Origin of the sequence: Serratia sp. NGAS9, assembly GCF_009905295.1 — a bacterium.
Classification (GTDB): domain Bacteria; phylum Pseudomonadota; class Gammaproteobacteria; order Enterobacterales; family Enterobacteriaceae; genus Serratia; species Serratia bockelmannii.
The window spans coordinates 1,468,078-1,493,368 of record NZ_CP047605.1 but is presented as its reverse complement, the minus strand read 5'-3'; the positions used below and the strand labels follow the sequence as shown (position 1 = coordinate 1,493,368).

The window sequence follows — 25,291 nt, the reverse complement described above, 5'->3', positions numbered from 1 at the left end:
AACCGCAATTATTGTGTGATAACGAAATAACGTTTAATTGCGTGACAATTAACCCCTTAAAATAACGCGGTTATACAGCCTTTCTTCCCTCTCTGTTTATTCCTGCGACAGCAACCGCCCTATTTTTGCTTATATTCATTTTTTTTAGTTACAAAAGTAGTTTTTAACATTCTCGCAAACAATAATACCCCGCCAGTAACGTGAACCGATCAATTTGCATCCGGACGGCCTGCAATAGTTCACTTTTCGTTAAATACCCTATTAACAAAAAGGCATTATCGCTGCCTATCGGCTCACGCCGGGCGGTCGGCTTCATTATTTTCCAGGGTAACTCCCGCTAAATTCTTTCACCTGCAATGAGTAGAATTTACACACAAGAGATTTAATTCAATGAGAAAATTACTCGTCCTGATTTTCAGTCTCAGCCTGTTTAGCGTTACGCAGCAGGCGGCGGCTGAAGAGAAGAATAAAACCGTCGACGTGGTGTTGATCGGCGGCGGCATCATGAGCGCCACTTTGGGTACCTATCTGCATGAGCTGGAGCCGACCTGGACCATCGACATGTACGAGCGCATGAACGGCGTGGCGGAAGAGAGCTCCAACGGCTGGAACAACGCCGGTACCGGCCACTCCGCCTTTAGCGAAATGAACTACACGCCGGAAAAAGCCGATGGCACCATCGACATCAGCAAGGCGGTGAAGGTCAACGAGTCTTTCGAAATCTCTCGCCAATTCTGGTCTTATCAGGTGAAAAACGCTGTCCTGAAAGATCCGAAATCCTTCATTAACAGCGTGCCGCACATGAGCTTCGTGTGGGGTGACGACAACGTCAACTTCCTGCGTAAACGCTACGCGGCGCTGCAGCACAGCACCCTGTTCCGCGGCATGGAATATTCCGAAGACCCTGCGCAAATCAAGCAGTGGGCGCCGCTGGTGATGAACGGCCGCGATCCGGCGCAGAAAATCGCCGCGACCCGCATGCCGCTGGGTACCGACGTCAACTTCGGCGTGATCACCCACCAGTTGGTTGACGCGCTGAGCGCCAGCGACAAGTTTAAGCTGAACCTGAGCCACGAAGTGCGCGACATTAAGCGCAACGCCGACCAAACCTGGAGCGTGACCGTTGCCGATCTGAACCGCGACGGTAAAGAAACCACCGTTAACGCCAAGTTCGTGTTCATCGGCGCAGGCGGCGCGTCCCTGACCCTGCTGCAGAAATCCGGCATCCCAGAAGCCGACGGCTACGGCGGCTTCCCGGTCGGCGGCCAGTTCCTGGTCACTACCAACCCGGCGATCGCCAACCAGCACCTGGCCAAAGTGTATGGCCTGGCCAGCGTAGGTTCGCCGCCGATGTCCGTGCCGCACCTGGATACCCGCATGCTGGACGGCAAGCGCGTGCTGCTGTTTGGGCCGTTCGCCACCTTCTCCAGCAAGTTCCTGAAGAACGGTTCGCTGTTCGATCTGATGCACTCGCTGAGCACCTCGAACCTGATGCCGATGACCCACGTCGGTCTGGATAACTTCGATCTGGTGAAATACCTGGTCGGCCAGCTGATGATGAACGACGACGATCGCTTCGCCGCGTTGAAAGAGTACTTCCCGGACGCCAAGCAGGCAGACTGGAAGCTGTGGACCGCAGGCCAGCGCGTACAGATCATCAAGAAAGACGCGGATAAAGGCGGCGTGCTGCAGTTCGGCACCGAAGTCGTCAGCTCTGAAGACGGCAGCATCGCCGCTCTGCTGGGTGCTTCGCCGGGCGCTTCTACCGCTGCGCCGATCATGCTGCATCTGATGGAAACCGTGTTCAAAGACAAAGTGGCGACGCCGGAATGGCAGAGCAAGCTGAAAGAGATCATCCCGTCTTACGGCCACAAGCTGAACGGCGATATCGAGATGACCAACAAGATCCGCGGTTACACCAGCAGCGTGCTGGGTCTGAACTACATTGAAGTGAAACCGGAAACTAACTGATTTTCCATCGCTTCCTACTGATAAGGCCGCTTTATGCGGCCTTTCTTTTATCCCCCTGCCGTTCAAAGAGCATTTTTGGCCACCTTTTTACCCCCGGTTTACCCTTGCGTAACGGCGCACTCACGCCTATTATCAAAGTATATTCTTGGATAATTAAGCTAAGTCACTGTGACCTGAATGTCGTTTTTGCGGGAGAACTAAAACCATGGATCGCGTCAATATCATTCACGATTTACTAGACTGGATTGAAACTCATCTGGACCAACCGCTGCTGCTGGATAACGTCGCCGCCAAGTCGGGCTACTCCAAATGGCACCTGCAGCGCATGTTCCGCAGCACCACCGGCCACGCGCTCGGCAGCTATATCCGCGAGCGGCGCCTGTCGCAGGCGGCGCAGGCGCTGCGCTCCACCCCGCGTCCGATCCTGGATATCGCCCTGCAATACCATTTCGATTCTCAGCCTTCGTTCTCACGCGCCTTCAAGAAACAGTTCGGTAAAACCCCGGCGGTGTATCGCCGTACCACCCGCTGGGATGTTGCGGAGTGGCCGGCACAGCCGATAGAGGCGCAGGCTGAATCGCACCATGATGCCCCCACGCTGCCACGCTGGTACGCCGGCAAACCGCCGGAAGGCGTTTGCACCAGCTGGATGGGGCTGCGTTAACCAGCGCGGTATAAGGCACAGAAAAGGGCTCGGTTCTTCACGAACTGAGCCCTTTTTTATTGACGAAACTGCGGATTATTTGAAAGTGACGTCGACGTTGGCAGTGGCGTTGAACACCCCGGTCTTCGGCGTATTTTTTGTCCACTTGAGATTGGCGATAAAGGTCTCTTTCACTTCGTTCTGCTTATCCTGCAGCACGCCGCCGAAATCCACGTTGGTTTGCAGTGGGATCGGTTTTTTACTGGTGTCGCGCTGCTGCGTCAGGAAGATCGCCACACCCGGATCTGTCGTCGGCAAGATCTGCGTATTATCATTCGGATCCGCGTTGGTGCTGCTGAAACTGGCCTGCAGAGATTGGCCGGCACATTCGCCGCCGCTCAAGGTAGCCTTGATATCAAACGGCACCTGCTTGGCGATAGTACCGATTTTGGCGCTGGAGCTGGTTAGCACGCCGAAATCGACGCTGGCGCCGTTGTTGGCCAACACGGTGATCTGCGGGTTGCACTGGATCACGCGGATCTTGTCCAGCCCCTTGATGTAGGCGTTAAAGTTACTGTCTTTGGTGGCGTTCAGCCCCAACTCACCATCGATCTGGAACAGCGAAGCACGCGCCAACGGCGGGAAGTTACCCGCCGGCGGTTTCACCCCGGTGGCTTTGATATACACCGAATAGGTGGCAGTCACCGCCTGAGGATCGGCTTTTCTTCTGTTACTACCCGGTTTGGTGCCCGGCCCCAAATCAGGGCCGGTTGGCCGGTTGGAGCTTTGCTTCAGGTTGATCGCATCATAATCACGCCCATTGATCGACACCCCAATCTCCAACGACTTGTCCAGTGCGCCGAACGAGTTCTGCGGGTTCCAATAGATGTAAGCGTTCTCTCCGCGCGGGTAGTTATCCGTATCCCAGCAGGTAAAGGTGGAGGTAAAGTTCTGCGAACGCCAAATCAGGTTGCCTTTGACGAAGTCGCTAGCGGCCAGCACGATCGGGCGGCCGACGTCGATATCCTGCGTCACGCTGCCGGTTGGTCTACTACTGCCGGTCGAGTTGCCGAAGCGGCATTGCATCGCCGCCGCCTGTTGCGCCATCGCCAACCCCGCCAGCCCCACCACCGACAGAAGTGTGTTACGTGCTAATTTGCTCAAGTTCATGGTGTACCTTACAGTTTTTGGCATTGCAGGGTCAGTTCCTGATATCCCATGGCCGCTTGTTTGTCGCCCACGTCCGCCGGAATCGGCAGTACGCATTGCTGATCGGCTTTCGGACCCCATTTGATCGTCAGTTTTTCACCCGCTTTCACGCCGGAAACATAGGTTGCGCCCTCCAGACCCACGGTGCCGCTGTTGCGGCCGGACTCGTTGAACACGCCGGCGCCGATGGCCGGATAACCGTTATCACCCAGACGAGCGTGAATCAACAGGCTGACGCCCTTGAAGGTATCGAAGCTCACCTTCACCACCGATTTCTCGGTCGGCACCACTTGCTTACTGGCCACCGGCACATCCAGCCCCGGGCCGAAGTCTTCGGTACGCAGCGCGACATAGTTGTAGCGGTACGGGTTGGCCGACGGCACCACCGCGTAACCGAAGCGGTCGATGGTCACGCCCGGCTGGTTTTCCAGACGCACGCCTTTGGCGTCTTTCGCCTCCACCAGCAAGATAGTGTTCTGCAACGGCTGAGTCAGGGTCGCGCCGCCGGAGTGCACCAGCAGACCACCGGAAAGGCCCAGCCCTTCCTGGCGGTATTTCGAACTGTAGGCATAGCTACCGTCGATGTTACCGATGCTGCTACTGTAGCCCAGGTTCAGGTTGCTGCTCTGACCGGAGGACTGCGTATGCCCGGTGGAAACCGAGTAGTTCATGCGACGGTCATCCAGCATGGTGCCGCTGATGCCGGTCGAGTAACTGTCGCCGCTCTGTTTGCTGTGCGCCGCGCTGAAGTTGGCGGTGGTCGAGTTATTGCTCTGGCCCCAATCCAACGGGATCGACATCGTGAAGTTCACGCTGCGATCGGAATAACCGTACTGACCGCGCGTATCCTGCAGATACACGCCGTAGGAAATACGTTTGAAGCCGTCGTTGTAACCCAGCTGAATCGTGCGATCGTTGCCGGACACGCCCCAGTAGTTCTGGTGGCTGACGTTGGCGTACAGGCTAGCCCCCGCCCACAGCTGCTGGCTAAGCGACAGCTCGACGCGCTCGCGTTTGTTGCCGTAACGCGCGGTGTATCGGGTGCGTTTCTGGTTGTTGCTCCAGGAAGGCTGACCCGGCTGCAGATCGTTCGGATCCCAGTAATCATTGGCATAAATGCCGTTACGCCAGCTGTTGCGCTCCTGGACCGCATCGCTGAGATCATAGTAACCGGACGTCGCGTAGCGATAGCCCGCCAACTGGAAGTTGGTACCCATCTGGTTGAGCGACTTGGAGTACAGGAAACGGAAGCTCTGTCCCTGCTTGCGATCGCCGTTCGCCAGCTCGGTATCGGAAATAGAACCATCCACGGAGATGGCACCCCATGATCCCAGGCTCTTACCGATACCCACGGCAGCGGAACGGTAGTGCTCGGCGATGATAGCGCCACCGAACGGCGTCAGGCCATAGTTCATGCCGTATGCCGCAGTACCCTGAATCAGTTTCGGCTGATAGCCGCCGTTACCGTTGTGGTATTTACCGGCGGTCAGCTGGAAGTTCCAAATACCTTCGCGCAGCATGTTGGCCACGGAGGAGTAGGCGACGCTGAACGTTTTATGCGAACCGTCGGCCTCGTTCACGGTCACCTGCAGGTCACCGTTATTGGTATGCGGATAGACGTCGTGAATCTCGAACGGACCCGGCGCGACGTTGGTGCTATAAATGACGTAACCGTTCTGGCGGATCTCGACGCGGGCGTTGGTCGCCGCCACGCCGCGCACTACCGGCGCATAACCGCGCAGGCTGTCCGGCAGCATGTCGTCAACGCTAGAGAGTTGTACCCCGCGGAACTGGAAGCTGTTAAACACGCTGTTGTTGGTGCTCGCCTGCCCCATCACCAAACGGCTGCGCCATGGCACGATGTCGGTCTCGGCCCAGGAGGAGACGTTGGTCCAGTTGCTGCTGCTGCCACTCTGTTTGTCCCAGGTGGAGTTGTTGCGCAGGCGCCATCTGCCCAGGTTGAGGCCACTGTTCAACGCGAGGAACATGTACTCGCTGTCGTCGGCGTCATCTCGGCGATAGCTGTTCTTGTTGTAGTTGAAGTTATAGTTGGCGAACAGCGCGTTGATGCCTTCATCGTACATGCTTGGCGGGATCGCGCCGATGGCACTCAGATCCATCATGGTCTGAGGCACGGAAATATTGATCTGCTGCACCGCCGCGTCATAGCTGACGGTGGCGTCTTTAACCAACGCAGGCAGATCAACGCAGCTGCCGGCCTGCAGCGTTTCCGGCAGTTTGATGCCGTAGTTGCGCAGGTCTTCAACTTTCAAGCAGGGTTGAGACGCGGTCTGACCTTTAACCTGACGAAAAGTAACATCTTTGTGATCGACCTGAGTCAGGTTGACGTAGATGTCGAATGGGTAAACGCCCGGTTGCAAAGCATCGCCCTGAGCGACCGCTTCCGCGTTGCTCAGGTTTTCATCGCCGTGAATAAACGACATGTTAAACTCTGCCAGCGCCGTTTCACTCCATAACATCGGTGCGCTGGCGGCAATGATTGCAATACGGATCAGCTGCGTCAGCCGCGTCGTTCCGCCTGCTACTTTTCGTTGATTTGCCATTCCCTGTCTCTCTTATTGTACTGGAACGTCCTTGACTTCCGTTCTACCGCCAAAATCGTTGATATAACTGAAAGCAATCTTGTTGCCGACGCTGACGCCCGCCGGGATGTTGATCGATAAGCGATCTTTCGGGCTCACCATGTTGGCGTCCACATCCACGGTCTTGCCCGCGCTGTTTTTCAAATGCAGCGCCCCAAAGGTAATATGCAGCGGGCCATCGTTAATCACTTGCAGACGTGAACCTTCACGCTGCCAACGCAAGTTTTGTACTTGCTCGTCCAGCGTCGTTTTCAACGCCACCGGCCGGTAAAAAAGTTTGATTCGGGTACGCACCGCAACCTGCAGCACGTTTTCTTGCTTCGGCGCCGGTGGAATTTCCTGCACGTTAATCCACAGCAGGGTTTCTTTATCCTGAGGTAAGCCATTACCGGAATAGATAAAGCGCAAAACCGCGGTTTTGGCAGCGTCCAATTTCAGAATCGGTGGAACGACAACGACAGGCAGATTTTTCGGCACTTGGTTTCTATCGCCGGTGTCCAGCCAGGTCTGCACCATATAAGCTTCTGAAGCATCGTTATGAATTGGCAGAGAGGCGGATTTGTCATCGCCTTTATAGATCACGCGAGTGGCATCTACCTGGATACCGGCGTAGCTGTTAAAGGTGCCCAGCATCAGCAGAGCAGCAAAGAACTTTTTCATCGGTTTCCTCTATGGGCCATCCTTGGCCGTATGTGTCCTGAAAGACGATTATTTGTATTCGATAGTGAACGGGCTGGTGGCGTTAGCCAGACCTGCAGTTACGTTGCTATCGAATGAACGGTAACGAGCCTGCAGGTTGAAGGTCGCTTTACCGTCAGCAGCGATGGTGACTTTCGCTACGTCGTCGTTGATGTTGGAACCGTCGCCGATAGCGAATGGCTTGCCGTTGTTATCGGTGATTTCGATACCCACGCCGGTAGCTGCAGCGCCGGTGCCGCCAACGTTGCTTACGGACAGCAGGTCTGGGTTGCCGGCAACGGTGTTACCGTCGAAGCGCAGGCTGTAATCGCCGGCATCACATTTTTCCAGAGAGATCTGGAAAGCTTTAGAAGCGGATTTAGAACCCACAGTTGGGAAAGCAGAAGTTGGGTAAGTACCCAGGTAAACTTCTTTATTTTGAGTATCGCTAGTTACCTGGCAGGTAGACTGTTTGATTTCACCGGTGAATTTAACAGTGCCGTTTGCTGCCATTGCGTTGGAAGCAGTTGCAGACAATACCAGGGCAGCCAAAGGCAATAATACTTTTTTCATTTCCAGCTCCATAGAACAATAAAATAATCGATTCAGTGGCGGGCTTATATATATATTGCCGCCACTGAGCATACACTCAGCGATAGCACTCCCTTGCTGAAAAGGAGCGTTGCCTCGATGAACTCATTGCCGGACGAAATATAGACTAAGCATATTCTTAATGTTAAATCGTTTAAAACATTCATAAGGCCCCTCTTGATAGGAATAAACTATCGGCGGATACCTATCGATCGATGTTGACGATTCATATGAATAGGAATAATCTGTGTTTGGGAAAGCTGCAGAGTTCAAGATTTTGCATTAAGGCCTGAAAATCAGAATATTATCCCGAATATTTACATTTAGTAACAAATTGCGACGTTTGGAATTTGGCACGAATTACGCGTTAAATGGTCTGTCGACACGCTTCGGCCATTCTGACGTTTTAAATAAGAAATTTACCAATAAACCTGGAGTAACTTTCTTTTTAAGCATTTAAAATCAACAAGTTAAATATCAATCCAAGGATTGGGAAATGAGCGGTTCTTTCAGAGAGAAAAATAACGGCATTAATTATGTTTTTCAGCCAATGTTCGCGAAATCGGGACAATTGCTGGCCGTTGAATGTCTGTCTCGCTTTACGTTTAATAGCGAATACGCCCATTTTTCTCCTGAACAGTTCTTTCGTCACGCCGACAGCGCAACCCGGATTGAGATTTTGATGGATCAGATCAATCTGATCGATAAATACAAACACTGGTTTCATGAAAACCAAGTGATAGCCACTTTGAATGTTGACGATTATTCCCTGCAATCGCTGGCGAATACTCACTTTGCCGAAAGAATTAATGCCCTGCGCTGTATTCATTTTGAGATCAGCGAGAATTCAACCCGGCTGGTGAAAGATCGCGTGCACGGCGATCCGTCATTGAATAGTTATTCATTTTGGCTCGATGATTTTGGTTCTGGCTATGCGGGTTTTTCCGCGTTGTACAACAGCCAGTTCCGCTTCGTTAAGCTCGACCGTTTTCTGCTTTGGGACTTCATGAAAAAGTCCGGCGGCGAGGGCTTGATGCGCGCGTTACTGCGCTTTTTTTACCTTAATCATTACAAGGTAATTATCGAAGGAGTTGAAACTCCCGAACACAAGAAATGGCTGGATGAAATGCCATATTACGCACTGCAGGGAAAGCTGTGGAAGGAATCCAGCATCAAGGATTTGAACTCGCTTCTTACAGCTGAATACTTTTAACTCGGTATTGGTGTTTGCCCTATGTCTAAAAACAACGTTCTTGTGATTAGTGAGTGTAAGTACAGCTATGTTGGCCTGTCGGTGCTGCTAAAGAAACACTACGGCGCGTACGATATCCGCCTGTTTTCCGATTTCATGCACGGCGGCGCCAAAGCAGAGAAGATCACCAAGCACGATATTGCGCTGATTTTCACCTCGCAAAACCTGGAACAGAGCGTCAACGTGATCGAAAGCCTGGTGTCCCTGCATCAGCAGTACAACAGCAAGACGCGCCTGCTGGTGTTTTATGACGACGAGCGGGTAGTGAAACTGTTGTCGATCCTGGGGATTTCCGTCGAGTTGGTCTCCACCCGCATTCCGCTTTATTCGCTGCAGGAAAAAATCCAGCGGCTGCTGGAAAGCAAGGAACCGGGCGGTATCCGGGTGCAGAAAACCCGCGAGCTCAGTCCGGCGGAAAGCGACGTGATCTTCAACCTGCTGCGTGGCGACAGCCTGCTGCACATTGCGGAAAAGCGCGGCACGCACCCGAAAACCATCTTCTCGCAGAAATACAGCGCGATGAAAAAACTGCGGCTGCGCAGCATGAGCACCATCTTCGTCGCCGGCAAATAAATACCCAGGCTTGTTGCGCGGTTCGCCGCGCGGCAACCCGCCCCCCCTTCCGTCACGTTAAATTAATGTAACAACTGGCGACAAAGCAGCAACAGACACACAACATCCCCTCCTGTTGGTTACGATTTGCACACGGATTATCCGTGAGTCATGTCGTGTGGATTAAAATAAACATCAGGAGATGTTATGAAGTCGTCCTTATTCAGCCGCTATACCTGCTTTGTGCTGAGCATCTTGCTCACCCTGGTTTTCTTGATCATGATGCACAATCATCCGTGGTTCTGGCTGCCGGCCCTGGCCTGCGGTTGCCTGATGGTGCTGGGTATCTACGATCTCACGCAGCAACGCCACGCCATTTGCCGCAACTACCCGATCATCGGCCGCTTGCGCTTCTTCTTCGAGTTCATCCGCCCGGAACTGCGCCAGTATTTCCTCGAGCAGGACAATGAAGAAATCCCGTTTTCGCGCACCCAGCGCACGCTGGTGTATCGCCGAGCGAAAAACGAGATGGGCGACAAGCCGTTCGGCACCCTGCTGGATGTGTACCAAACCGGCTATGAGTGCATCGGCCATTCCATGCGGCCGGTGGAAGCCGCCGATCCGACCAGTTTTCGCGTCACCATCGGCGGCGCCGACTGCCGCCAGCCCTACTCCGCGTCAATCTTCAACATTTCGGCGATGAGCTTCGGCGCGCTCTCCGCCAACGCCATCCGCGCGCTCAACCTCGGCGCGGCCAAAGGCAACTTCTACCACGACACCGGCGAGGGCAGCATCAGCCGCTATCACCGCGAAAACAAAGGCGATTTGGTGTGGGAGCTGGGCAGCGGCTATTTCGGCTGCCGCACCGCCGACGGCCATTTCGATCCGCGCCGCTTTGCCGAACAGGCGCAAAGCCCGCAGGTGAAAATGATTGAAATCAAGCTCAGCCAGGGCGCCAAACCGGGCCACGGCGGCATTCTGCCGGCAAAAAAGGTGGATGCGGAAATCGCCGCCACCCGCGGCGTGCCGGAAGGCGTCGATTGCATCTCGCCGGCTTCGCACAGCGCCTTCACCACCCCGCTGGAAATGATGCATTTCATCCAGCAGTTGCGCGAGCTGTCAGGCGGCAAACCGGTCGGTTTCAAGCTGTGCATCGGCCACCCGTGGGAGTTCGTCGCCATCGTCAAGGCGATGCTGCACACCCGCATTCTGCCGGACTTTATCGTGGTGGACGGCAAGGAAGGCGGCACCGGCGCCGCGCCGCTCGAACTCTCCAACTATATGGGTATGCCGCTGCGCGAAGGGCTGCTGTTCGTGCATAACACGCTGGTGGGCTGCGGCCTGCGCGACCAAATCAAGATTGGCGCCAGCGGCAAGATCATCAGCGCCTTTGACATCGCCAGCGTACTGGTGCTCGGCGCCGACTGGGTGAACTCGGCGCGCGGCTTTATGTTCGCCGTCGGCTGCATCCAGTCGCAAAGCTGCCACACCAACCACTGCCCGACCGGCGTCGCGACGCAAGATCCGCTGCGTCAGAAGGCGTTGGTGGTGCCGAACAAGGCGGAGCGCGTCTATCACTTCCATCAAAATACGGTGAAAGCGCTGGCGGACATGCTGGCGGCGGCCGGCGTCAGCCGCCCGGAGCAGCTGACCTCGCACCATATGCTGCGCCGCATCACACCGACCGAGATCAAGGTATACGCCGATATCTATTACTACCTGGAGCCGGGCGCGCTGCTGCAGCCGGAGATCAAAAGCGAGTTCTACGCCCGCATGTGGCGCATGGCGACGCCCAACAGTTTCGATCAGGCGATCTCGCTGCCGGCGGCATGATGGGATAAGGGATAAAAAGAGAGTTGCCCCCTCGCCTTGGGGAAGAGCATATGGAGAGGGGTTGCTTGCTACGGCGGCCCTCCCCCTCAACGGCGAGAGGGCGTGTCGGTTACTGCTTGCGCACCGGCGCATCGCCGGCGACGTAGTAGTCGGCGGTGCTACGCGGCAGCGGCGCACGCTGGCGAATGCGATCGGCGATCTTCTCGGCGATCATGATGGTGGTGGCGTTCAGGTTGCCGGTGATGATCAGCGGCATAATCGACGCATCCACCACCCGCAATCCTTCCATGCCGTGCACCCGGCCCTGGCCGTCGACCACCGCCATCTCATCCTCGCCCATCTTGCACGAGCAGGACGGGTGGAAGGCGGTTTCGGCGTGCTCGCGCACAAAGGCGTCCAGCTGTTCGTCGGTCTGCACGTCCGGCCCTGGGCTTATCTCGCGGCCGCGGTATTCGTCCAGGGCCGGCTGCGCCATGATTTCGCGCGTGATGCGGATAGCGTCGCGGAACTCCTGCCAATCCTGTTCAGTCGCCATGTAGTTGAACAGAATGCTCGGGTGCTGACGCGGATCTTTCGATTTCACCTGCACCCGGCCGCGGCTCGGCGAACGCATCGAGCCGACGTGCGCCTGGAAGCCGTGCTCTTTCACCGCGTTGCTGCCGTTATAGTTAATCGCCACCGGCAGGAAGTGATACTGAATGTTCGGCCAGGCGAACTCTGCGCGGCTGCGGATGAAGCCGCCGGCCTCGAACTGGTTGCTGGCGCCGACGCCGGTGCCGTTGAACAGCCATTCCGCGCCGATCTTCGGCTGGTTAAACCATTGCAGCGCCGGGTACAGCGATACCGGTTTCTTACAGGCGTATTGCAGGTACATCTCCAGGTGGTCCTGCAGGTTTTCCCCGACGCCCGGCAGATCGTGCACCACGTTGATGTCCAGGCTTTTCAGCAGCGCCGCCGGGCCGACGCCCGAACGCTGCAGAATTTGCGGCGAGGCGATGGCGCCGGCGCACAGCAGCACTTCGCGGCGCGCTGTGGCGTGAGTCAGCTGATTGCTGTCGCCCTGCAAATACTTGACGCCCACCGCACGCTTGCCGTCGAACACGATATGGTCGGTCAGCGCATGGGTGACGATTTTCAGGTTCGGCCGCGAACGCGCCTGATCCAGATAACCGCGGGCGGTGCTAGCGCGGCGCCCTTTCGGGGTCACGGTGCGATCCATCGGGCCGAAGCCTTCCTGCTGGTAACCGTTCAGATCGTCGGTGCGCGGGTAGCCCGCCTGCACGCCGGCTTCCACCATCGCGTGGAACAGTTCGTTGTTACCGGCCTTCGGCGTGGTGACGCTCACCGGGCCATCGCCGCCGTGGTAATCGTTCGGGCCGATATCGCGCGTTTCCGCCTTGCGGAAATACGGCAGGCAGTCCAGATAGGTCCAGTCTTCCAGACCCGGCGCCTTGGCCCAGTTGTCGAAATCCATCGCGTTGCCGCGAATATAACACATGCCGTTGATCAGGGACGAACCGCCCAGCCCTTTGCCGCGGCCGCATTCCATCCGGCGGTTGTTCATGTGCGGCTCAGGATCGGTTTCATACGCCCAGTTATAGCGGCGGCCCTGCAGCGGAAACGCCAGCGCAGCCGGCATCTGAGTACGGAAATCCATCCGGTAATCCGGGCCGCCGGCTTCCAGCAGCAGCACGCTGACGTCGGCGTCCTCGGTCAATCGGGTGGCTAACACGTTGCCGGCGGAACCGGCACCGATAATGATGTAGTCAAATTCCATTCATTATCTCCTTACTTTATAGGCCTGCACGATGCGAAAACGCGAAGCGCTGATCCGCAGCAGGCGGTGTATTTGGCTCTCGAGGAGTGTCGGCCGCAGCCAACGCGGCTGCGGCTCGAAAGGCGACGGGAAGATCAGAATACCGAGGCGTATTCGCCCAGCTCGACCTGCACCGATTTGATCTGGGTGTAGTGCTCCAGCGTGGTCAGGCCGTTTTCGCGGCCGACGCCGGACTGCTTATAGCCGCCGACCGGCATTTCCGCCGCCGACTCGCCCCAGGTGTTGATCCAGCAAATGCCGGCTTCCAACTGATGAATCACGCGGTGTGCGCGGGCCAGATCGTGGGTCACCACACCCGCGGCCAGGCCGAAGGTGGTATCATTGGCGCGGCGCACCACTTCCTCTTCACTCTGGTAGCTGAGAATGCTCATCACCGGCCCGAAGATCTCCTCGCGCACGATTTCCATCTCGTCGCGGCAGTCGCTGAATACCGTCGGCGCCACATAAGCGCCCTTGCCGAATTCGCCATGGGTGACGCGTTCGCCGCCGCACAGCAGGCGCGCGCCGCTGTTCTTGCCGCTTTCGATAAAGCGCAGCACCGACTCCATGTGCGCGAAGCTGACCAGCGGCCCGAAGTTGGTCTGCGGATCGGTCGGATCGCCGAGGCGAATGCGCTTCACGCGTTCGAGGATCTTCGCCTCAAACTGCGCCTGCAGCGCCGCCGGCACAAAGACGCGGGTGCCGTTGGTGCACACCTGGCCGGAGCTGTAGAAGTTGGCCATCATGGCGATATCGGCGGCGCGATCCAGATCGGCGTCGTCGAAGATAATCAGCGGCGACTTGCCGCCCAGCTCCATGGTGACTTCCTTCAGCGTCGAACCCGACGCGTTGGCCATCACCTTCTTGCCGGTTTTCACCCCGCCGGTGAAAGAGACTTTGGCAATGCCCGGATGATCGGTCAGGTACTGCCCCACCTCCGCACCGCTGCCGGTCACCACGTTGAACACGCCGTCCGGCAGGCCGGCTTCGGTGTAGATTTCCGCCAGCTTCAACGCCGTCAACGACGTAACTTCACTCGGCTTGAAGATCATCGCGTTACCCGCCGCCAGCGCCGGCGCGGACTTCCACAGCGCGATTTGAATCGGGTAGTTCCAGGCGCCGATGCCGGCCACCACGCCCAGCGGTTCGCGGCGGGTGTAAACGAACGAAGTGTCGCGCAGCGGGATCTGCTCGCCTTCAATGGCCGGGATCAGGCCGGCGTAGTACTCCAGCACGTCAGCGCCAGTGACGATATCCACCGCGGTGGTTTCCGACATCGCTTTGCCGGTATCCAGCGTTTCCAGCGCCGCCAGTTCATCGTTACGCTCGCGCAGAATATCCACCGCGCGACGCAGGATGCGCGAACGCGCCATCGCCGTCATCGCCGCCCACACCTTCTGCCCGCTGGCCGCGCTGGCCACCGCACGATCGACGTCTTCAGCGCCGGCGGACTGGACTTCAGCCAGAACTTCGCCGTTCGCCGGGTTAATGGCGTTGAAGGTTTTTCCAGCGGTGCTGTCTACATAGGCGCCATGAATATAGAGCTTCTGCAAGCCAAAACGGGACATAGGATCTCCTTGAGTTAGCCTCCGGGCGGCGTTTGCCCCCGGAGTTGGAACGTGATGTATTCGGTCGTGAGCGTCAACGCCTGCGACTGATTGAACGCCGAGCCGCGCAGCGCGCTGCGCAGCCACAGCCCATCGATCAGTGCCGCCAGCCCCTTGGCCGCCAACCGCGCCTGCGGCTGCGGCATAACGCGGCGAAACTCGGCGCACAGGTTGGAATAAAGCCGGCGGCCGTTCACCTGTTGCAGCCGGTTGAGCTGCGGCTGGTGCAGGCTGCTGGCCCAAAAGGCCAGCCAGGTCTTCATCGCCGCGCTGTTGATCTGGCTGTCGTCGAAGTTGCCGGCGACGATCGCCTGCAGCCGCGCCGCCGGGCTGTTATCGGTCAGCGCCTGCAACCGCAGCTTCACCGCCTCGCCCAGATGGCTGATCAGATAGCGCATCGTGGCTTCCAGCAGGCCGTTCTTGTCCTTGAAATAATGGCTGATGATGCCGTTGGAAACGCCGGCCCGCCGCGCGATCTGCGCGATGGTGGCGTCATGCATTCCCACTTCGTTTACCGCGGCGAGCGTGGCATCAATCAACTGCTGCCTTCTGATTGGCTGCATTCCTACCTTTGGCATATTTCGACTCTCACAAAACCGACTTCGGCCTTATCTCAGCGGGCAAATTTCACTGCCGTTTCGCCCGTGATTCAGGTCATCATGAGGACTATTAAACTTTTTTTTGATTGAACGTTCAATAAAAATTGCATATATTTTATTGCCGCCTGGTTAAAAATTTGTACTATCTGGTTGTGGAACTGGCTGATTTTTGTGAGGTAATTAACGAATCTGACCAAAATCAGTGGCTGTAAGCGGTTCCCGCCACGAAGCGCTCCGGTGCTTCAGCAACAGGCGAAAGCGGCGTTTTTCAGGCCATTCCCATGGGGATGGTCGCCGCCTTCATTCGCCCGTTTTCCGGCGGCGCCAACGCGCCCCGAAATGCGGAGCGGCACGATTTTACTCAGTTCAGAGGATGACGATGACAACACGCGAAACCTCCTCCAAACCGCAGCAGGACCGCCTCAACCCTGTGGTTTTCTTCACCTCGGCGGGGCTGATCCTGGCCTTCTCGCTGATGACCATCTTTTTCACCGACTTCTCAGGGCAGTGGATCACCCGCACGCTGAATTGGGTGTCGACCACCTTCGGTTGGTACTACCTGCTGGCGGCGACGCTGTACATCGTGTTCGTGGTGTTTATCGCCGCCTCGCGCTTCGGTTCCATCAAGCTCGGGCCGGAACAGTCCAAACCGGAGTTCAGCCTGATGAGTTGGGCGGCGATGCTGTTCGCCGCCGGCATCGGCATCGACCTGATGTTCTTCTCGGTCGCCGAGCCGGTGACCCAGTACATGATGCCGCCGGAAGGCGACGCGCAAACGCTGGAGGCCGCGCGCCAGGCGATGGTCTGGACGCTGTTCCACTACGGCCTGACCGGCTGGTCGATGTATGCGCTGATGGGCATCGCCCTCGGCTACTTCAGCTATCGCTACAATCTGCCGCTGACCATCCGCTCGGCGCTGTACCCGATCTTCGGTAAGCGCATCAACGGCCCGATCGGCCACAGCGTGGACATCGCCGCGGTGCTCGGCACCATCTTCGGCATCGCCACCACGCTGGGCATCGGCGTGGTGCAGCTCAACTACGGCCTTAAGGTGCTGTTCGAGATCCCAGAAAACCTGACGGTGCAGGGCTCGCTGATCCTGCTGTCGGTGATTATGGCCACCATCTCGGTGACTTCCGGCGTCAACAAGGGCATCCGCATCCTGTCCGAGCTAAACGTGCTGCTGGCGCTGGGCCTGATCCTGTTCGTGCTGTTCTTCGGCGACACCGAGTTCCTGCTCAACGCGCTGGTGCTCAACGTCGGCGATTACGTCAACCGCTTTATGGGCATGACGCTCAACAGCTTCGCCTTCGATCGGCCGGTGGAGTGGATGAACAACTGGACGCTGTTCTTCTGGGCCTGGTGGGTGGCGTGGTCGCCGTTCGTCGGCCTGTTCCTGGCGCGCATCTCGCGCGGGCGCACCATTCGCCAGTTCGTGGTCGGCACGCTGATCATACCGTTCGTGTTTACCCTGCTGTGGCTGTCTATCTTCGGCAACAGCGCGCTGTACCAGATCATCCACGGCAACGCCGAGTTTGCTCAGGAAGTGATGCAGTTCCCGGAACGCGGCTTCTACAGCCTGCTGGCGCAATACCCCGGCTTCACCTTCAGCGCCTCGGTGGCCACCATCACCGGCCTGCTGTTCTACGTCACCTCGGCGGACTCTGGCTCGCTGGTGCTGGGTAACTTCACCTCGCGCCTGGCCGATATCAATAATGATGCACCGAACTGGCTGCGGATTTTCTGGTCGGTGGCCATCGGCCTGCTGACGATCGGCATGCTGATGACCGACGGCGTACCGGCGCTGCAGAAAACCACGGTGATCATGGGCCTGCCGTTCAGCTTCGTGATCTTCTTTGTGATGGCCGGGCTGTATAAATCGCTGCGGGTGGAAGACTACCGCAAGGCCAGCGCGCTCAGCACCCTGGCGCCGGTGCCGGTCTCCAGCCACGATGTGCTCAATTGGAAACAGCGTCTGTCGCGGGTGATGAACTACCCGGGCACGCAGTACACGCAGAAAATGCTGGATAAGGTTTGCCGCCCGGCGATGCAGGACGTGGCGCGCGAGCTGGAGTTGCGCGGCGCGAAAGTGGAGTTCAGCGAAGTGCCGCCGACCGAAGACGAGCGCCTGAACCACCTGGAACTGCTGGTGCACCTGGGCGAGGAACAGAACTTCATCTATCAGATCTGGCCGATGCGCTACTCGGTGCCGGGCTTCACCTACCGCGCCCGCTCCGGTAAATCGCACTACTACCGGCTGGAAACCTTCCTGATGGAAGGCACCCAGGGCAACGACCTGATGGACTACAGCAAGGAACAGGTGATTGGTGACATTCTCGACCAGTACGAGAAGCACCTGAACTTCCTGCACATTCATCGCGAGGCGCCGGGGGGCACCCTGACCTTCCCGGATATGTGATGGCCGAGAAATAACCACAGGGCGTAGCCAGGCTACGCCCTTTTTTATGCCTGCTCAGCCGGTAAATCGGCCTTCAGCAGCACCAGGGAACCGGCCAGCAACACCAGATCCTTAATTAAAAAACTGGTGGCCCCGGCCATGGCGGGAAAACCGCCGGCGGAGGGCTCCCAGGCACCCGGCGTGGAAAAGATCAGCGTCAGCGTGGTCAGGTAGGTCACCGTCGATCCGATCGCCCCCAGCAAACCCAGCCGCCGCGACCAGAACCCCGCCAGCAACAGTAAACCGAAGCTCCATTCGGCGACGCCCAATGCATAACTGGCGCCGCGAATGCCGAACGCCTGATGCATCCAGCTCAGCAGCGGGCTGTTACCGATCAGAGGCACTAACCCCTGCGCTTCGTAATCAAACCATTTGGCGTAGCCGAAGGCGGCGAAGATCACCACCAACGCCGCACGCATAAAGATAACGTCCCCGTTCGAGCGCCGAAAGCGCCACAGCCATGTCGCCAGCATCATCCTCTCTCCTTATGTTGCCCGCAGCCGCTTGCGGCCGCGGGGTGAGGCGGCTTAGTGCCCCATCGCATCCTTTTTCATCTCGTCTTTCTTCATACCGTCTTTGGCCATACCGTCTTTCGCCATGCCATCCTTTTTCATGGCGTCTTTCCCCATCTTGTCTTTCTTCATGCACGCCTTGCCCATGCACTCTTTCTTCATCCCATCTTTCGCCATGCCGTCGTGCGACATCTGGCTCATACCGTCCTTTTTCATCGCGTCTTTGCTCATGCCGTCCGCGGCGTTGGCGCCGGCCACACCCAGCATCAGCGCGCTGCACATCATCATTGCGAATAACTTTTTCATGGTATTTCCTTCCGTCATGTCAAAGGCACCGGAGTGCCGGAGAATGGCCGGCGGCCGCCTCAGCTGCCGCCAAACCAGTTGTAACCCTGATCTTCCCAGTAACCGCCCGGGAAGTGGTTGGTGACCTCGATCACCTGAATGTGCTTCGGATTCTTGTAGCCCAGCTTGGTCGGCATGCGCAGCTTCATCGGATAGCCGTACTTGCGCGGCAAGATCTGGCCGTCGTAGGTCAGCGCGATAATCGTCTGCGGATGCAGCGCGGTGGCCATGTCGATGCTGGTGTAGTAGTCATCGGCGCATTTGAAGCTGACGTAGCGGGCGCTCAGATCCGCGCCGATCGCCTTGAGAAAGGTGGCGAACGGCACACCGCCCCACTTGCCGATGGCGCTCCAACCCTCAACGCAAATATGGCGCGTCACCTGGCTGACCTGCGCCATCCGATGCAGCTGCGGCAGGCTCCAGGCGCGCTTGTCCTGCACCAACCCCGCCACTTCCAGCCGATAGTCGTCGCCGTTGATATCCGGCGCGTCCTCCTCGGCGTAAAAGGCGTTGAACGGGAACGGCCGGGTGATCATCGATTCCGGGTAGACCGGCGCCAGGCGATCGCCGTTGAACAGCCAGCCCTGCACCCGATCATTGAGGCGCGACATGCGGCTTAGCGCCTGCTCGACGTTGGCGTTGTCGCTGAGATCGCAGCCGGTGAGCATGGCGATGCCGCCCAGCGTCAGACCATTGCGCAAAAAGCGGCGGCGCGAAGGCGCGCTCAACAGCCGCTGCGCTTCTTTGACGATCGCCTGCCCTTCGCCGATCGTCATGATCTGTTTATCCTTTTTCATCGTGAACTCCTTAACGTCCGCGCAGCATAGCCAGCAGCGTCCGCGGCACCAGCGCCACCATCACCAGGTGGATCGCGACGAAGGCCACCAGCGCCGACATGGCGAAAAAGTGGATATAACGCGCCGCCTCATAGCCACCGAGCAGCGTGCGCAGCAGCGGAAACTGCACCGATTTCCACAGCACCAGTCCGGACAGCGCGCTTATCACGCCGAGGAGCATCACCGACAGATAGGCCACGCGCTGTACCATGTTGTAGTGGCGCAGATCGGCGTGCTGCAGCCTGCCGCGCAGCGCCGCGCCGACATCGGCGAGAAACTGCTTCGGGCTGAGCGGCCAATATTTGCGTTTGAAGCGCCCGCTGGTGAGGTTCAGCAGCAGGTAGCACAGCCCGTTGATGCCAAACAGCCACATGCCGGCAAAGTGCCACTGCAGCGCGCCGCCCAACCAGCCCCCGAGCGTCAGCTCGTTGAAAAAGCTGAAGTTGAACAGCGGCGAAGCGTTGTAGATGCGCCAGCCGCTGGTCACCATGATCAGCATCGCCAGCGCATTCAGCCAATGCGTCAACCGCAGCCACAGCGGATGTACGGTCTGTCGTTGTTCCGGAGTGAGAGTGAGGCTCATAACGATTCCTGCCAGCTAACGATGCGATGAGTCGAGTATTCCCCGGATTTGTTCCCCAAGACCTCACGCAAAGTTAAATAAAATGTGATAACTCCACCGGTGGGGGTTGTGTAGACTTCAGAGAGGATCGGGCAATCAGCGGTAATGAGAATGGACAAGCCAAAACGAATTTTGATCGTCGAGGACGACGGCGACATCGCCGAGCTGCTGCAGCTGCATCTGCGTGACGAGGGTTACGCCATCAGCCACGCCGCCGACGGCAATCAGGGCATGGCGATGCTGGAACAGGGCGGCTGGGATGCCCTCATCCTCGATCTGATGCTGCCGGGCGTGGACGGATTGGAGATTTGCCGCCGGGCGCGCACCATGACGCGCTACACACCGATCATCATCACCAGCGCGCGCTCCAGCGAGGTGCACCGAGTGCTGGGGCTGGAGCTGGGCGCCGATGACTATCTGGCCAAACCCTTCTCCATGCTGGAGCTGGTGGCACGAGTCAAGGCGCTGTTTCGCCGCCAGGAGGCCATGAGCCGTAACCTGCGCATGGACGCCGGCGTGCTCAGCTTCAACGATCTGACCATCGACCCCATCGCCCGCGAGGTGCACCTGCACCAACAACCGGTCGAGCTGACGCCGCGCGAATTCGACCTGCTGTATTTTTTCGCCCGCCATCCGGGCCAGGTGTTCTCGCGCCTCAGCCTGTTGAATCAGGTTTGGGGCTATCATCACGAAGGGTATGAGCACACCGTCAACACCCATATCAACCGGCTGCGCATCAAGATCGAGCGCAACCCGGCAGAACCCGAGCGCATCCTCACGGTGTGGGGCATGGGCTATAAATTCGCGGCCACGCCGCATGAGTGAGCCATGAAAAACCTTACGTTAGCGCAACGCCTCACGCTGATCTTCACGCTGCTGATCGTCATCGGCTGCGCCTTTTCCGGCTGGATGCAGGTACGCAGCAGCACCCAGTACAGCCAGGCGGTGATCCAGCGCCTGTCAGGCAACCTGGCGCAACATATCGCCGACAGCAATCCGCTGCTGGGAGTGAACGGGCCGGATCCGCAGGCGGTGCATACCCTGTTCGACCAGCTGATGGCGGTGAACCCCAGCGTGGAGGTTTACCTGCTCGACAAACAGGGCGCGATTATCGGCAACGCCGCGCCGGCCGGGCATCTGAAGCGGCAGCGGGTCGCGCTGGCGCCGCTGCAGGCGCTGCTCGATGGCGCGCAGATGCCGATGTATGGCGACGATCCGCGCAGCGCGGACGGGCGCAAGGTATTCAGCGTCGCGCCGCTGAAGGTCGACGGCCGGGTCGAAGGCTATCTGTACGTGGTCTTGCTCGGCGAAGAGTACACGGCGCTGGCCAGCAACGCCCAGTTCAACTCGGCGGTCAGGATGGCGCTGTGGACTTCTGGGTTGATGGTGCTGTTCAGCCTGCTGGCCGGCGGTTTCGCGTTTTATTGGGTAACGCGCCCGATCCGTCGCCTGACCCGGCAGGTCAGCGCGCTGGACAGCGGCGGCATCGAAGCGGTGCAGGCCTACGCGGCGCTGCCGGCGGTACGGGCCGGGCGCGACGAAGTCAGCCAGCTGCAACAGGCCTTCCACCGCATGGCGCAGCGCCTGGCCGAACAGTGGCAAACGCTGGCGCAGCAGGATCGGCTGCGGCGTGAATTCATCGCCAACGTCTCGCACGATCTGCGCACCCCGCTCACTTCGCTGCATGGCTATCTGGAGACGCTGTCGGTTAAGGCCGCCACCCTGAGCGAAGCCGATCGGCGGCGCTATCTGGAGATCGCGCTGGCGCAAAGCCGCAAGGTGGGCAAGCTGGCGCAGGAGCTGTTCGAGCTGGCTCGATTAGAGTATGGCGTGGTGAAGCCGCAGAAAGAGCCCTTCTCCCTCAGCGAGCTGTTGCAGGACGTGTTCCAGAAGTTCGAGCTGGCGGCAGAGGCGCGCAACCAGCGGCTGCACGCCGACATCGCTCCCGGCATTCCGCCGGTGTTCGCCGATCTCAGCATGATTGAGCGGGTGCTGACCAACCTGTTGGACAACGCCATTCGCCATACGCCGCCCGGCGGCGACATCGGCGTGCGGCTGTGGCGGCAGGACGATCGGGTCATGGTCCAGGTCAGCGACAGCGGCCCCGGCATTCCGCAGACGCTGCGCGCCGATCTGTTCGTGCGCCCGTCTGTTCTGAGCGGCGCCCGGCGCCCTTCCGGCGGACTGGGGTTGATGATCGTGCGGCGTATTCTGCAGCTGCACGACAGCGATATTCAGCTGATCGAACAAGCGCAAAGCGGCGCCTGCTTCCGCTTCGCCATTCCGCCGCGTTAACACGGCACAACGGTTATTGTGCGATCGGGAACCGCAGGCTGAAGAGGATGCTGGCGACAGGCGCGCGCCCGATACATTCGGCGCGCACCTCACCGCCGTGCAGCGTCATGATGGCGCGCACGATAGACAGCCCCAGCCCACTGGCATGATTGCCGGCGCTGCGTGCGGGATCGGCGCGATAGAAACGATCGAACAGTTTTTCCAACTGTGCCGGCGCGATCGCCGGCCCCTGATTGATGACCTGCACCCACCAGGCATCGGCGCGCCGTTCAGCCCGCAGGACGATCAGGCTGTTTTCGTCGGCATAACGTACCGCGTTGGCCACCAGGTTGCTCAGCGCCCGCTGGAACAACATCGCGTCCGCCTCCAGCGCGCCTTCCCCTTCGCAGCTCAACGCAATGCCGCGCTCTTCCGCCAGCCCTTCGAAATAATCCGCCACCCGCCGCAGCTCCAGCGCCACCTCCAGGCGGCTGTAGTTCAGCGCAGACTGCGCTTCGCCGGCGCGCGCCAGAAACAGAATGTTTTCCACCATGCGGGAAATGCGCTCCAGCTCATCCATATTGTTCGACAGCAGGGTTTCGTACTCCTCAACGCTGCGGGGCTGGTAAAGCGCCACCTGGCACTGGCCCATCAACGCCCCTACCGGCGTGCGGATCTCATGGGCCAGATCGGCGGAAAATTGCGTCAGCCGCTGATAGCCTTCATTCAACCGATCGAGCATCGCATTGAACGAACGGGTCAGCTGCTGCAACTCCTTCGGCGCCCCCTGCTCGCTGAGGCGTGTCGACAGCGTATTGGGCGCAATCTGCGACGCCTGCGCCGCCATGCGCCATAACGGCTTCAATCCCCGCCGCATGACCCCATAGCCCAGCAGCGCAATCAGCAGGAAAGCCACCGCGACCGCCGCGACGATGCGCCACAGGTAACGCGCCAGCATCTTCTGCTCGTTGGCCATCACATGCGCGGCGGAGATCTGCAACAGGCTGCCGTCTTCCAGACGCACCATCGCCGAAGCGGCGCGCAGCGGCACCCCCTGCGCCGTTTCTCCGCCACGCACGGCGGCCAGCGTCTGCGCCTGTTCAGGCGGCGTCGGCGCGATCGACGGCAGGGCCACCCTGGCGGGGTTCACGTTGATGAGCGGTTTTTGCCCCGGGATTTGGAAAATCAGCACGTCCTGTTCATTGCCCAGCATGTTTTCAAACAGGCCGTTATTGGCGGTCAGGCGCGCCAAAGGAAAGCGCTGCCCCAGTAAATGGCGGAAATACTCTACGCGCCCGGTCACCTGCAGATCGCTGCGCAGCGTCATTTCCTGGCGCATGGCGCTAAACAGATACCCGCCTGTCCCGCTCACCACCAACGCGGCCACCAGCGCGAACAGCGTAGCGGTGCGCAGCGTCAGCGACACCGGCCGACGTGACGTGCGCCCGCTCACGAGCGTGGCTCGCAGACATAGCCGATGCCGCGCACGCTGTGGATCAGCTTGACGTCGAACGGCCGGTCGATTTTGGCGCGCAGGCGTTTGATCGCCACGTCAACCACATTGGTGTCGCTGTCAAAATTCATGTCCCACACCTGAGAGGCGATCTGCGTACGCGACAGCACTTCGCCCTCGCGCCGCACCAGCAGGTGCAGCAGCATGAATTCCTTGTTGGTCAACGGGATCACCTGATCCTGGCGCACCGCCCGGCGGCGCAGCACGTCCAGCTGCAGATCGGCGATAGCATAATGATCGGCTTCGCGCGCCGGCCCGCGGCGCAGCAAGGTGCGTAAGCGCAGCACCAGCTCGGTGAACGAGAACGGCTTGATAAGATAGTCGTCCGCGCCCAGCTCCAGACCGTGAATGCGATCCTGTACGCCATCGCGGGCGGTGAGAAACAGGATTGGCACGTCGCTTTTCTTGCGTAATACCTCGATGATCTGCCAACCGTCCAGCCCCGGCAGCATCACATCGAGCACGATCGCATCGTAGTCCTGCTCCAACGCGCGAAACAGCCCGTCGGTGCCGGTGCGCGCCAAATCGACGCCGTAGCCCGCTTCCCCCAGCCCTTTCTTCAGGTAATCCCCTGTGCCGATATCGTCTTCAACTACCAGTATTCGCATGCTTGCCACCTCGTTACGCCTGCAAAAATACTAGCAGCTTCGGCAGACAAACTTGATGACATTAATGTCATCAAACGGCCATGGCGCTGACCCAGTAGGTCAACCATGCTTAACCGGCAAACTCATTTCAGGAGAACGTTATGATTACCCGTCATCGTATAGCCGGTTTACTGTTGTCCACGTTACTGCTTTCCAGCGGATTGGCCGCCGCCGCCCAACCGCCGGGCAAGGTGATTGCGCCGCTGCGCGGCACCATCACGCAGGTTGCCGACGGCAATCTGCAGCTGACCGACCGCAAGGGCGAGACACTCAGCGTCAAGCTGAACGATCAGACCAAAGTGCTCAGCGTTTCCAAAGCCACGCTGGACGATATCAAACCGGACAGCTTTATCGGCACCGCCGCCGTGCCGCAGCCGGACGGCACGCTCAAAGCGCTGGAAGTGCACGTGTTCGCCGCCAGCCTGCGCGGCACCGGCGAAGGGCACTCGGCCTGGGAATCCGCCGACGGCAAAGTGGACACCATGACCAACGGCACCGTCGGTAAACTGGTGAAATCCAACGGCCGCACCCTGACCGTCACCTACGGCAACCAGCAGAAAACCGTCGTCGTGCCGGAGGACGTGCCGATCGTGACGCTGGATCCGGGCGATCTGAGCCTGCTGAAACCGGGCGTGCACATCGTGCTGTTCTCCGCCGCCGACGATAAGGGCGAACGCATCGCCACCCGCATTTCCGCCGGCAAAGACGGCACTGTGCCGCCGATGTAACC

At 58.8% G+C, this 25,291-nt stretch carries 22 protein-coding genes; 9 read left to right on the top strand and 13 right to left on the bottom strand.

What is annotated here, in order from left to right; all coding sequences use genetic code 11:
- Positions 1 to 390 precede the first annotated feature (390 nt).
- Positions 391 to 1,971, top strand: coding sequence for a malate dehydrogenase (quinone) (mqo, locus tag GUC32_RS07215; RefSeq protein ID WP_025302118.1), 1,581 nt, complete (start codon positions 391 to 393; stop codon positions 1,969 to 1,971).
- A gap of 205 nt (positions 1,972 to 2,176) precedes the next feature.
- Complete coding sequence (locus tag GUC32_RS07210; RefSeq protein WP_025302117.1) at positions 2,177 to 2,635, top strand: helix-turn-helix domain-containing protein; 459 nt, start codon at positions 2,177 to 2,179, stop codon at positions 2,633 to 2,635.
- A gap of 75 nt (positions 2,636 to 2,710) precedes the next feature.
- On the opposite strand, the gene GUC32_RS07205 is transcribed toward GUC32_RS07210, so the two are convergent.
- From GUC32_RS07205 to GUC32_RS07190, 4 genes are read right to left on the bottom strand one after another with little or no spacing between them, the layout of a single operon-like run.
- Complete coding sequence (locus GUC32_RS07205) at positions 2,711 to 3,784, bottom strand: fimbrial protein (protein ID WP_050505126.1); 1,074 nt, start codon at positions 3,782 to 3,784, stop codon at positions 2,711 to 2,713.
- An 8-nt stretch (positions 3,785 to 3,792) separates the two neighbouring features.
- On the bottom strand, positions 3,793 to 6,387 hold the full coding sequence (locus tag GUC32_RS07200; protein WP_043137171.1) for a fimbria/pilus outer membrane usher protein: 2,595 nt from the start codon (positions 6,385 to 6,387) through the stop codon (positions 3,793 to 3,795).
- A 12-nt stretch (positions 6,388 to 6,399) separates the two neighbouring features.
- Positions 6,400 to 7,086 carry a molecular chaperone gene (locus tag GUC32_RS07195; RefSeq protein ID WP_033650575.1) on the bottom strand — a complete coding sequence of 229 codons (687 nt, stop codon included), beginning with the start codon at positions 7,084 to 7,086 and terminating at the stop codon, positions 6,400 to 6,402.
- A 48-nt stretch (positions 7,087 to 7,134) separates the two neighbouring features.
- Positions 7,135 to 7,677 (bottom strand): fimbrial protein, encoded by a 543-nt coding sequence (locus GUC32_RS07190; protein ID WP_033647475.1) that lies wholly within the window; start codon positions 7,675 to 7,677, stop codon positions 7,135 to 7,137.
- Between the two features lie 514 nt (positions 7,678 to 8,191).
- Here GUC32_RS07190 and GUC32_RS07185 point away from each other — a divergent pair.
- From GUC32_RS07185 to GUC32_RS07175, 3 genes are all read left to right on the top strand, one after another.
- A complete protein-coding gene (locus tag GUC32_RS07185) occupies positions 8,192 to 8,908 on the top strand; it encodes an EAL domain-containing protein (protein WP_016928483.1) in 717 nt (238 codons plus the stop codon).
- A 21-nt stretch (positions 8,909 to 8,929) separates the two neighbouring features.
- Positions 8,930 to 9,520 carry a LuxR family transcriptional regulator gene (locus GUC32_RS07180; RefSeq protein ID WP_004939094.1) on the top strand — a complete coding sequence of 197 codons (591 nt, stop codon included), beginning with the start codon at positions 8,930 to 8,932 and terminating at the stop codon, positions 9,518 to 9,520.
- A gap of 186 nt (positions 9,521 to 9,706) precedes the next feature.
- Positions 9,707 to 11,332, top strand: coding sequence for an FMN-binding glutamate synthase family protein (locus GUC32_RS07175; RefSeq protein ID WP_313246187.1), 1,626 nt, complete (start codon positions 9,707 to 9,709; stop codon positions 11,330 to 11,332).
- 109 nt (positions 11,333 to 11,441) lie between these two features.
- On the opposite strand, the gene betA is transcribed toward GUC32_RS07175, so the two are convergent.
- The 3 genes from betA to betI form a co-directional block, all read right to left on the bottom strand.
- On the bottom strand, positions 11,442 to 13,109 hold the full coding sequence (gene betA / locus GUC32_RS07170; protein ID WP_049295261.1) for a choline dehydrogenase: 1,668 nt from the start codon (positions 13,107 to 13,109) through the stop codon (positions 11,442 to 11,444).
- Between the two features lie 134 nt (positions 13,110 to 13,243).
- Positions 13,244 to 14,716, bottom strand: a complete 1,473-nt coding sequence (gene betB, locus GUC32_RS07165) for a betaine-aldehyde dehydrogenase (protein WP_025302110.1) — start codon at positions 14,714 to 14,716, stop codon at positions 13,244 to 13,246.
- 14 nt (positions 14,717 to 14,730) lie between these two features.
- Positions 14,731 to 15,333 carry a transcriptional regulator BetI gene (betI, locus tag GUC32_RS07160; RefSeq protein ID WP_025302109.1) on the bottom strand — a complete coding sequence of 201 codons (603 nt, stop codon included), beginning with the start codon at positions 15,331 to 15,333 and terminating at the stop codon, positions 14,731 to 14,733.
- A gap of 400 nt (positions 15,334 to 15,733) precedes the next feature.
- On the opposite strand from betI, the gene GUC32_RS07155 reads away from it, so the two are divergent.
- On the top strand, positions 15,734 to 17,773 hold the full coding sequence (locus GUC32_RS07155; protein WP_004939112.1) for a choline transporter: 2,040 nt from the start codon (positions 15,734 to 15,736) through the stop codon (positions 17,771 to 17,773).
- Positions 17,774 to 17,817: 44 nt separating this feature from the next.
- On the opposite strand, the gene GUC32_RS07150 is transcribed toward GUC32_RS07155, so the two are convergent.
- From GUC32_RS07150 to GUC32_RS07135, 4 genes are read right to left on the bottom strand one after another with little or no spacing between them, the layout of a single operon-like run.
- On the bottom strand, positions 17,818 to 18,288 hold the full coding sequence (locus GUC32_RS07150; RefSeq protein WP_049203419.1) for a YkgB family protein: 471 nt from the start codon (positions 18,286 to 18,288) through the stop codon (positions 17,818 to 17,820).
- A 51-nt stretch (positions 18,289 to 18,339) separates the two neighbouring features.
- Entirely contained in the window at positions 18,340 to 18,630 is a 291-nt protein-coding gene (locus GUC32_RS07145; protein ID WP_049203418.1) for a pentapeptide MXKDX repeat protein, read from the bottom strand.
- Between the two features lie 59 nt (positions 18,631 to 18,689).
- Positions 18,690 to 19,466 (bottom strand): molybdopterin-dependent oxidoreductase, encoded by a 777-nt coding sequence (locus GUC32_RS07140; RefSeq protein ID WP_049295259.1) that lies wholly within the window; start codon positions 19,464 to 19,466, stop codon positions 18,690 to 18,692.
- A 10-nt stretch (positions 19,467 to 19,476) separates the two neighbouring features.
- Positions 19,477 to 20,088 (bottom strand): cytochrome b/b6 domain-containing protein, encoded by a 612-nt coding sequence (locus GUC32_RS07135; RefSeq protein ID WP_099816781.1) that lies wholly within the window; start codon positions 20,086 to 20,088, stop codon positions 19,477 to 19,479.
- A 150-nt stretch (positions 20,089 to 20,238) separates the two neighbouring features.
- On the opposite strand from GUC32_RS07135, the gene GUC32_RS07130 reads away from it, so the two are divergent.
- Positions 20,239 to 20,952 (top strand): winged helix-turn-helix domain-containing protein, encoded by a 714-nt coding sequence (locus GUC32_RS07130; RefSeq protein WP_369435639.1) that lies wholly within the window; start codon positions 20,239 to 20,241, stop codon positions 20,950 to 20,952.
- 3 nt (positions 20,953 to 20,955) lie between these two features.
- Positions 20,956 to 22,422: an ATP-binding protein gene (locus GUC32_RS07125; protein WP_149570218.1), complete on the top strand. Its 1,467-nt coding sequence runs from the start codon at positions 20,956 to 20,958 to the stop codon at positions 22,420 to 22,422.
- Between the two features lie 13 nt (positions 22,423 to 22,435).
- Here the strand turns inward: GUC32_RS07125 and GUC32_RS07120 are convergent, their stop codons facing one another.
- Complete coding sequence (locus GUC32_RS07120; protein ID WP_369435638.1) at positions 22,436 to 23,854, bottom strand: heavy metal sensor histidine kinase; 1,419 nt, start codon at positions 23,852 to 23,854, stop codon at positions 22,436 to 22,438.
- On the bottom strand, positions 23,851 to 24,522 hold the full coding sequence (locus GUC32_RS07115) for a heavy metal response regulator transcription factor (protein WP_021504273.1): 672 nt from the start codon (positions 24,520 to 24,522) through the stop codon (positions 23,851 to 23,853). Before GUC32_RS07115 ends, GUC32_RS07120 begins: the two co-directional genes overlap by 4 nt.
- A gap of 140 nt (positions 24,523 to 24,662) precedes the next feature.
- On the opposite strand from GUC32_RS07115, the gene GUC32_RS07110 reads away from it, so the two are divergent.
- Positions 24,663 to 25,289 (top strand): hypothetical protein, encoded by a 627-nt coding sequence (locus GUC32_RS07110; RefSeq protein ID WP_025302101.1) that lies wholly within the window; start codon positions 24,663 to 24,665, stop codon positions 25,287 to 25,289.
- The last annotated feature ends 2 nt before the right edge of the window (positions 25,290 to 25,291 follow it).

What these genes read in the sequence shown, in the direction of transcription:
- GUC32_RS07140 (WP_049295259.1), bottom strand. Translation starts at nt 19,466, where the DNA reads ATGAAAAAGGATAAACAGATCATGACGATCGGCGAAGGGCAGGCGATC.
- betI (WP_025302109.1), bottom strand. Translation starts at nt 15,333, where the DNA reads ATGCCAAAGGTAGGAATGCAGCCAATCAGAAGGCAGCAGTTGATTGAT.
- GUC32_RS07205 (WP_050505126.1), bottom strand. Translation starts at nt 3,784, where the DNA reads ATGAACTTGAGCAAATTAGCACGTAACACACTTCTGTCGGTGGTGGGG.
- GUC32_RS07130 (WP_369435639.1), top strand. Translation starts at nt 20,239, where the DNA reads ATGGACAAGCCAAAACGAATTTTGATCGTCGAGGACGACGGCGACATC.
- GUC32_RS07125 (WP_149570218.1), top strand. Translation starts at nt 20,956, where the DNA reads ATGAAAAACCTTACGTTAGCGCAACGCCTCACGCTGATCTTCACGCTG.
- GUC32_RS07175 (WP_313246187.1), top strand. Translation starts at nt 9,707, where the DNA reads ATGAAGTCGTCCTTATTCAGCCGCTATACCTGCTTTGTGCTGAGCATC.
- GUC32_RS07195 (WP_033650575.1), bottom strand. Translation starts at nt 7,086, where the DNA reads ATGAAAAAGTTCTTTGCTGCTCTGCTGATGCTGGGCACCTTTAACAGC.
- GUC32_RS07190 (WP_033647475.1), bottom strand. Translation starts at nt 7,677, where the DNA reads ATGAAAAAAGTATTATTGCCTTTGGCTGCCCTGGTATTGTCTGCAACT.
- GUC32_RS07210 (WP_025302117.1), top strand. Translation starts at nt 2,177, where the DNA reads ATGGATCGCGTCAATATCATTCACGATTTACTAGACTGGATTGAAACT.
- mqo (WP_025302118.1), top strand. Translation starts at nt 391, where the DNA reads ATGAGAAAATTACTCGTCCTGATTTTCAGTCTCAGCCTGTTTAGCGTT.
- GUC32_RS07145 (WP_049203418.1), bottom strand. Translation starts at nt 18,630, where the DNA reads ATGAAAAAGTTATTCGCAATGATGATGTGCAGCGCGCTGATGCTGGGT.
- GUC32_RS07185 (WP_016928483.1), top strand. Translation starts at nt 8,192, where the DNA reads ATGAGCGGTTCTTTCAGAGAGAAAAATAACGGCATTAATTATGTTTTT.
- GUC32_RS07200 (WP_043137171.1), bottom strand. Translation starts at nt 6,387, where the DNA reads ATGGCAAATCAACGAAAAGTAGCAGGCGGAACGACGCGGCTGACGCAG.
- GUC32_RS07180 (WP_004939094.1), top strand. Translation starts at nt 8,930, where the DNA reads ATGTCTAAAAACAACGTTCTTGTGATTAGTGAGTGTAAGTACAGCTAT.
- GUC32_RS07115 (WP_021504273.1), bottom strand. Translation starts at nt 24,522, where the DNA reads ATGCGAATACTGGTAGTTGAAGACGATATCGGCACAGGGGATTACCTG.
- GUC32_RS07155 (WP_004939112.1), top strand. Translation starts at nt 15,734, where the DNA reads ATGACAACACGCGAAACCTCCTCCAAACCGCAGCAGGACCGCCTCAAC.
- GUC32_RS07135 (WP_099816781.1), bottom strand. Translation starts at nt 20,088, where the DNA reads ATGAGCCTCACTCTCACTCCGGAACAACGACAGACCGTACATCCGCTG.
- GUC32_RS07110 (WP_025302101.1), top strand. Translation starts at nt 24,663, where the DNA reads ATGATTACCCGTCATCGTATAGCCGGTTTACTGTTGTCCACGTTACTG.
- betB (WP_025302110.1), bottom strand. Translation starts at nt 14,716, where the DNA reads ATGTCCCGTTTTGGCTTGCAGAAGCTCTATATTCATGGCGCCTATGTA.
- GUC32_RS07150 (WP_049203419.1), bottom strand. Translation starts at nt 18,288, where the DNA reads ATGATGCTGGCGACATGGCTGTGGCGCTTTCGGCGCTCGAACGGGGAC.
- betA (WP_049295261.1), bottom strand. Translation starts at nt 13,109, where the DNA reads ATGGAATTTGACTACATCATTATCGGTGCCGGTTCCGCCGGCAACGTG.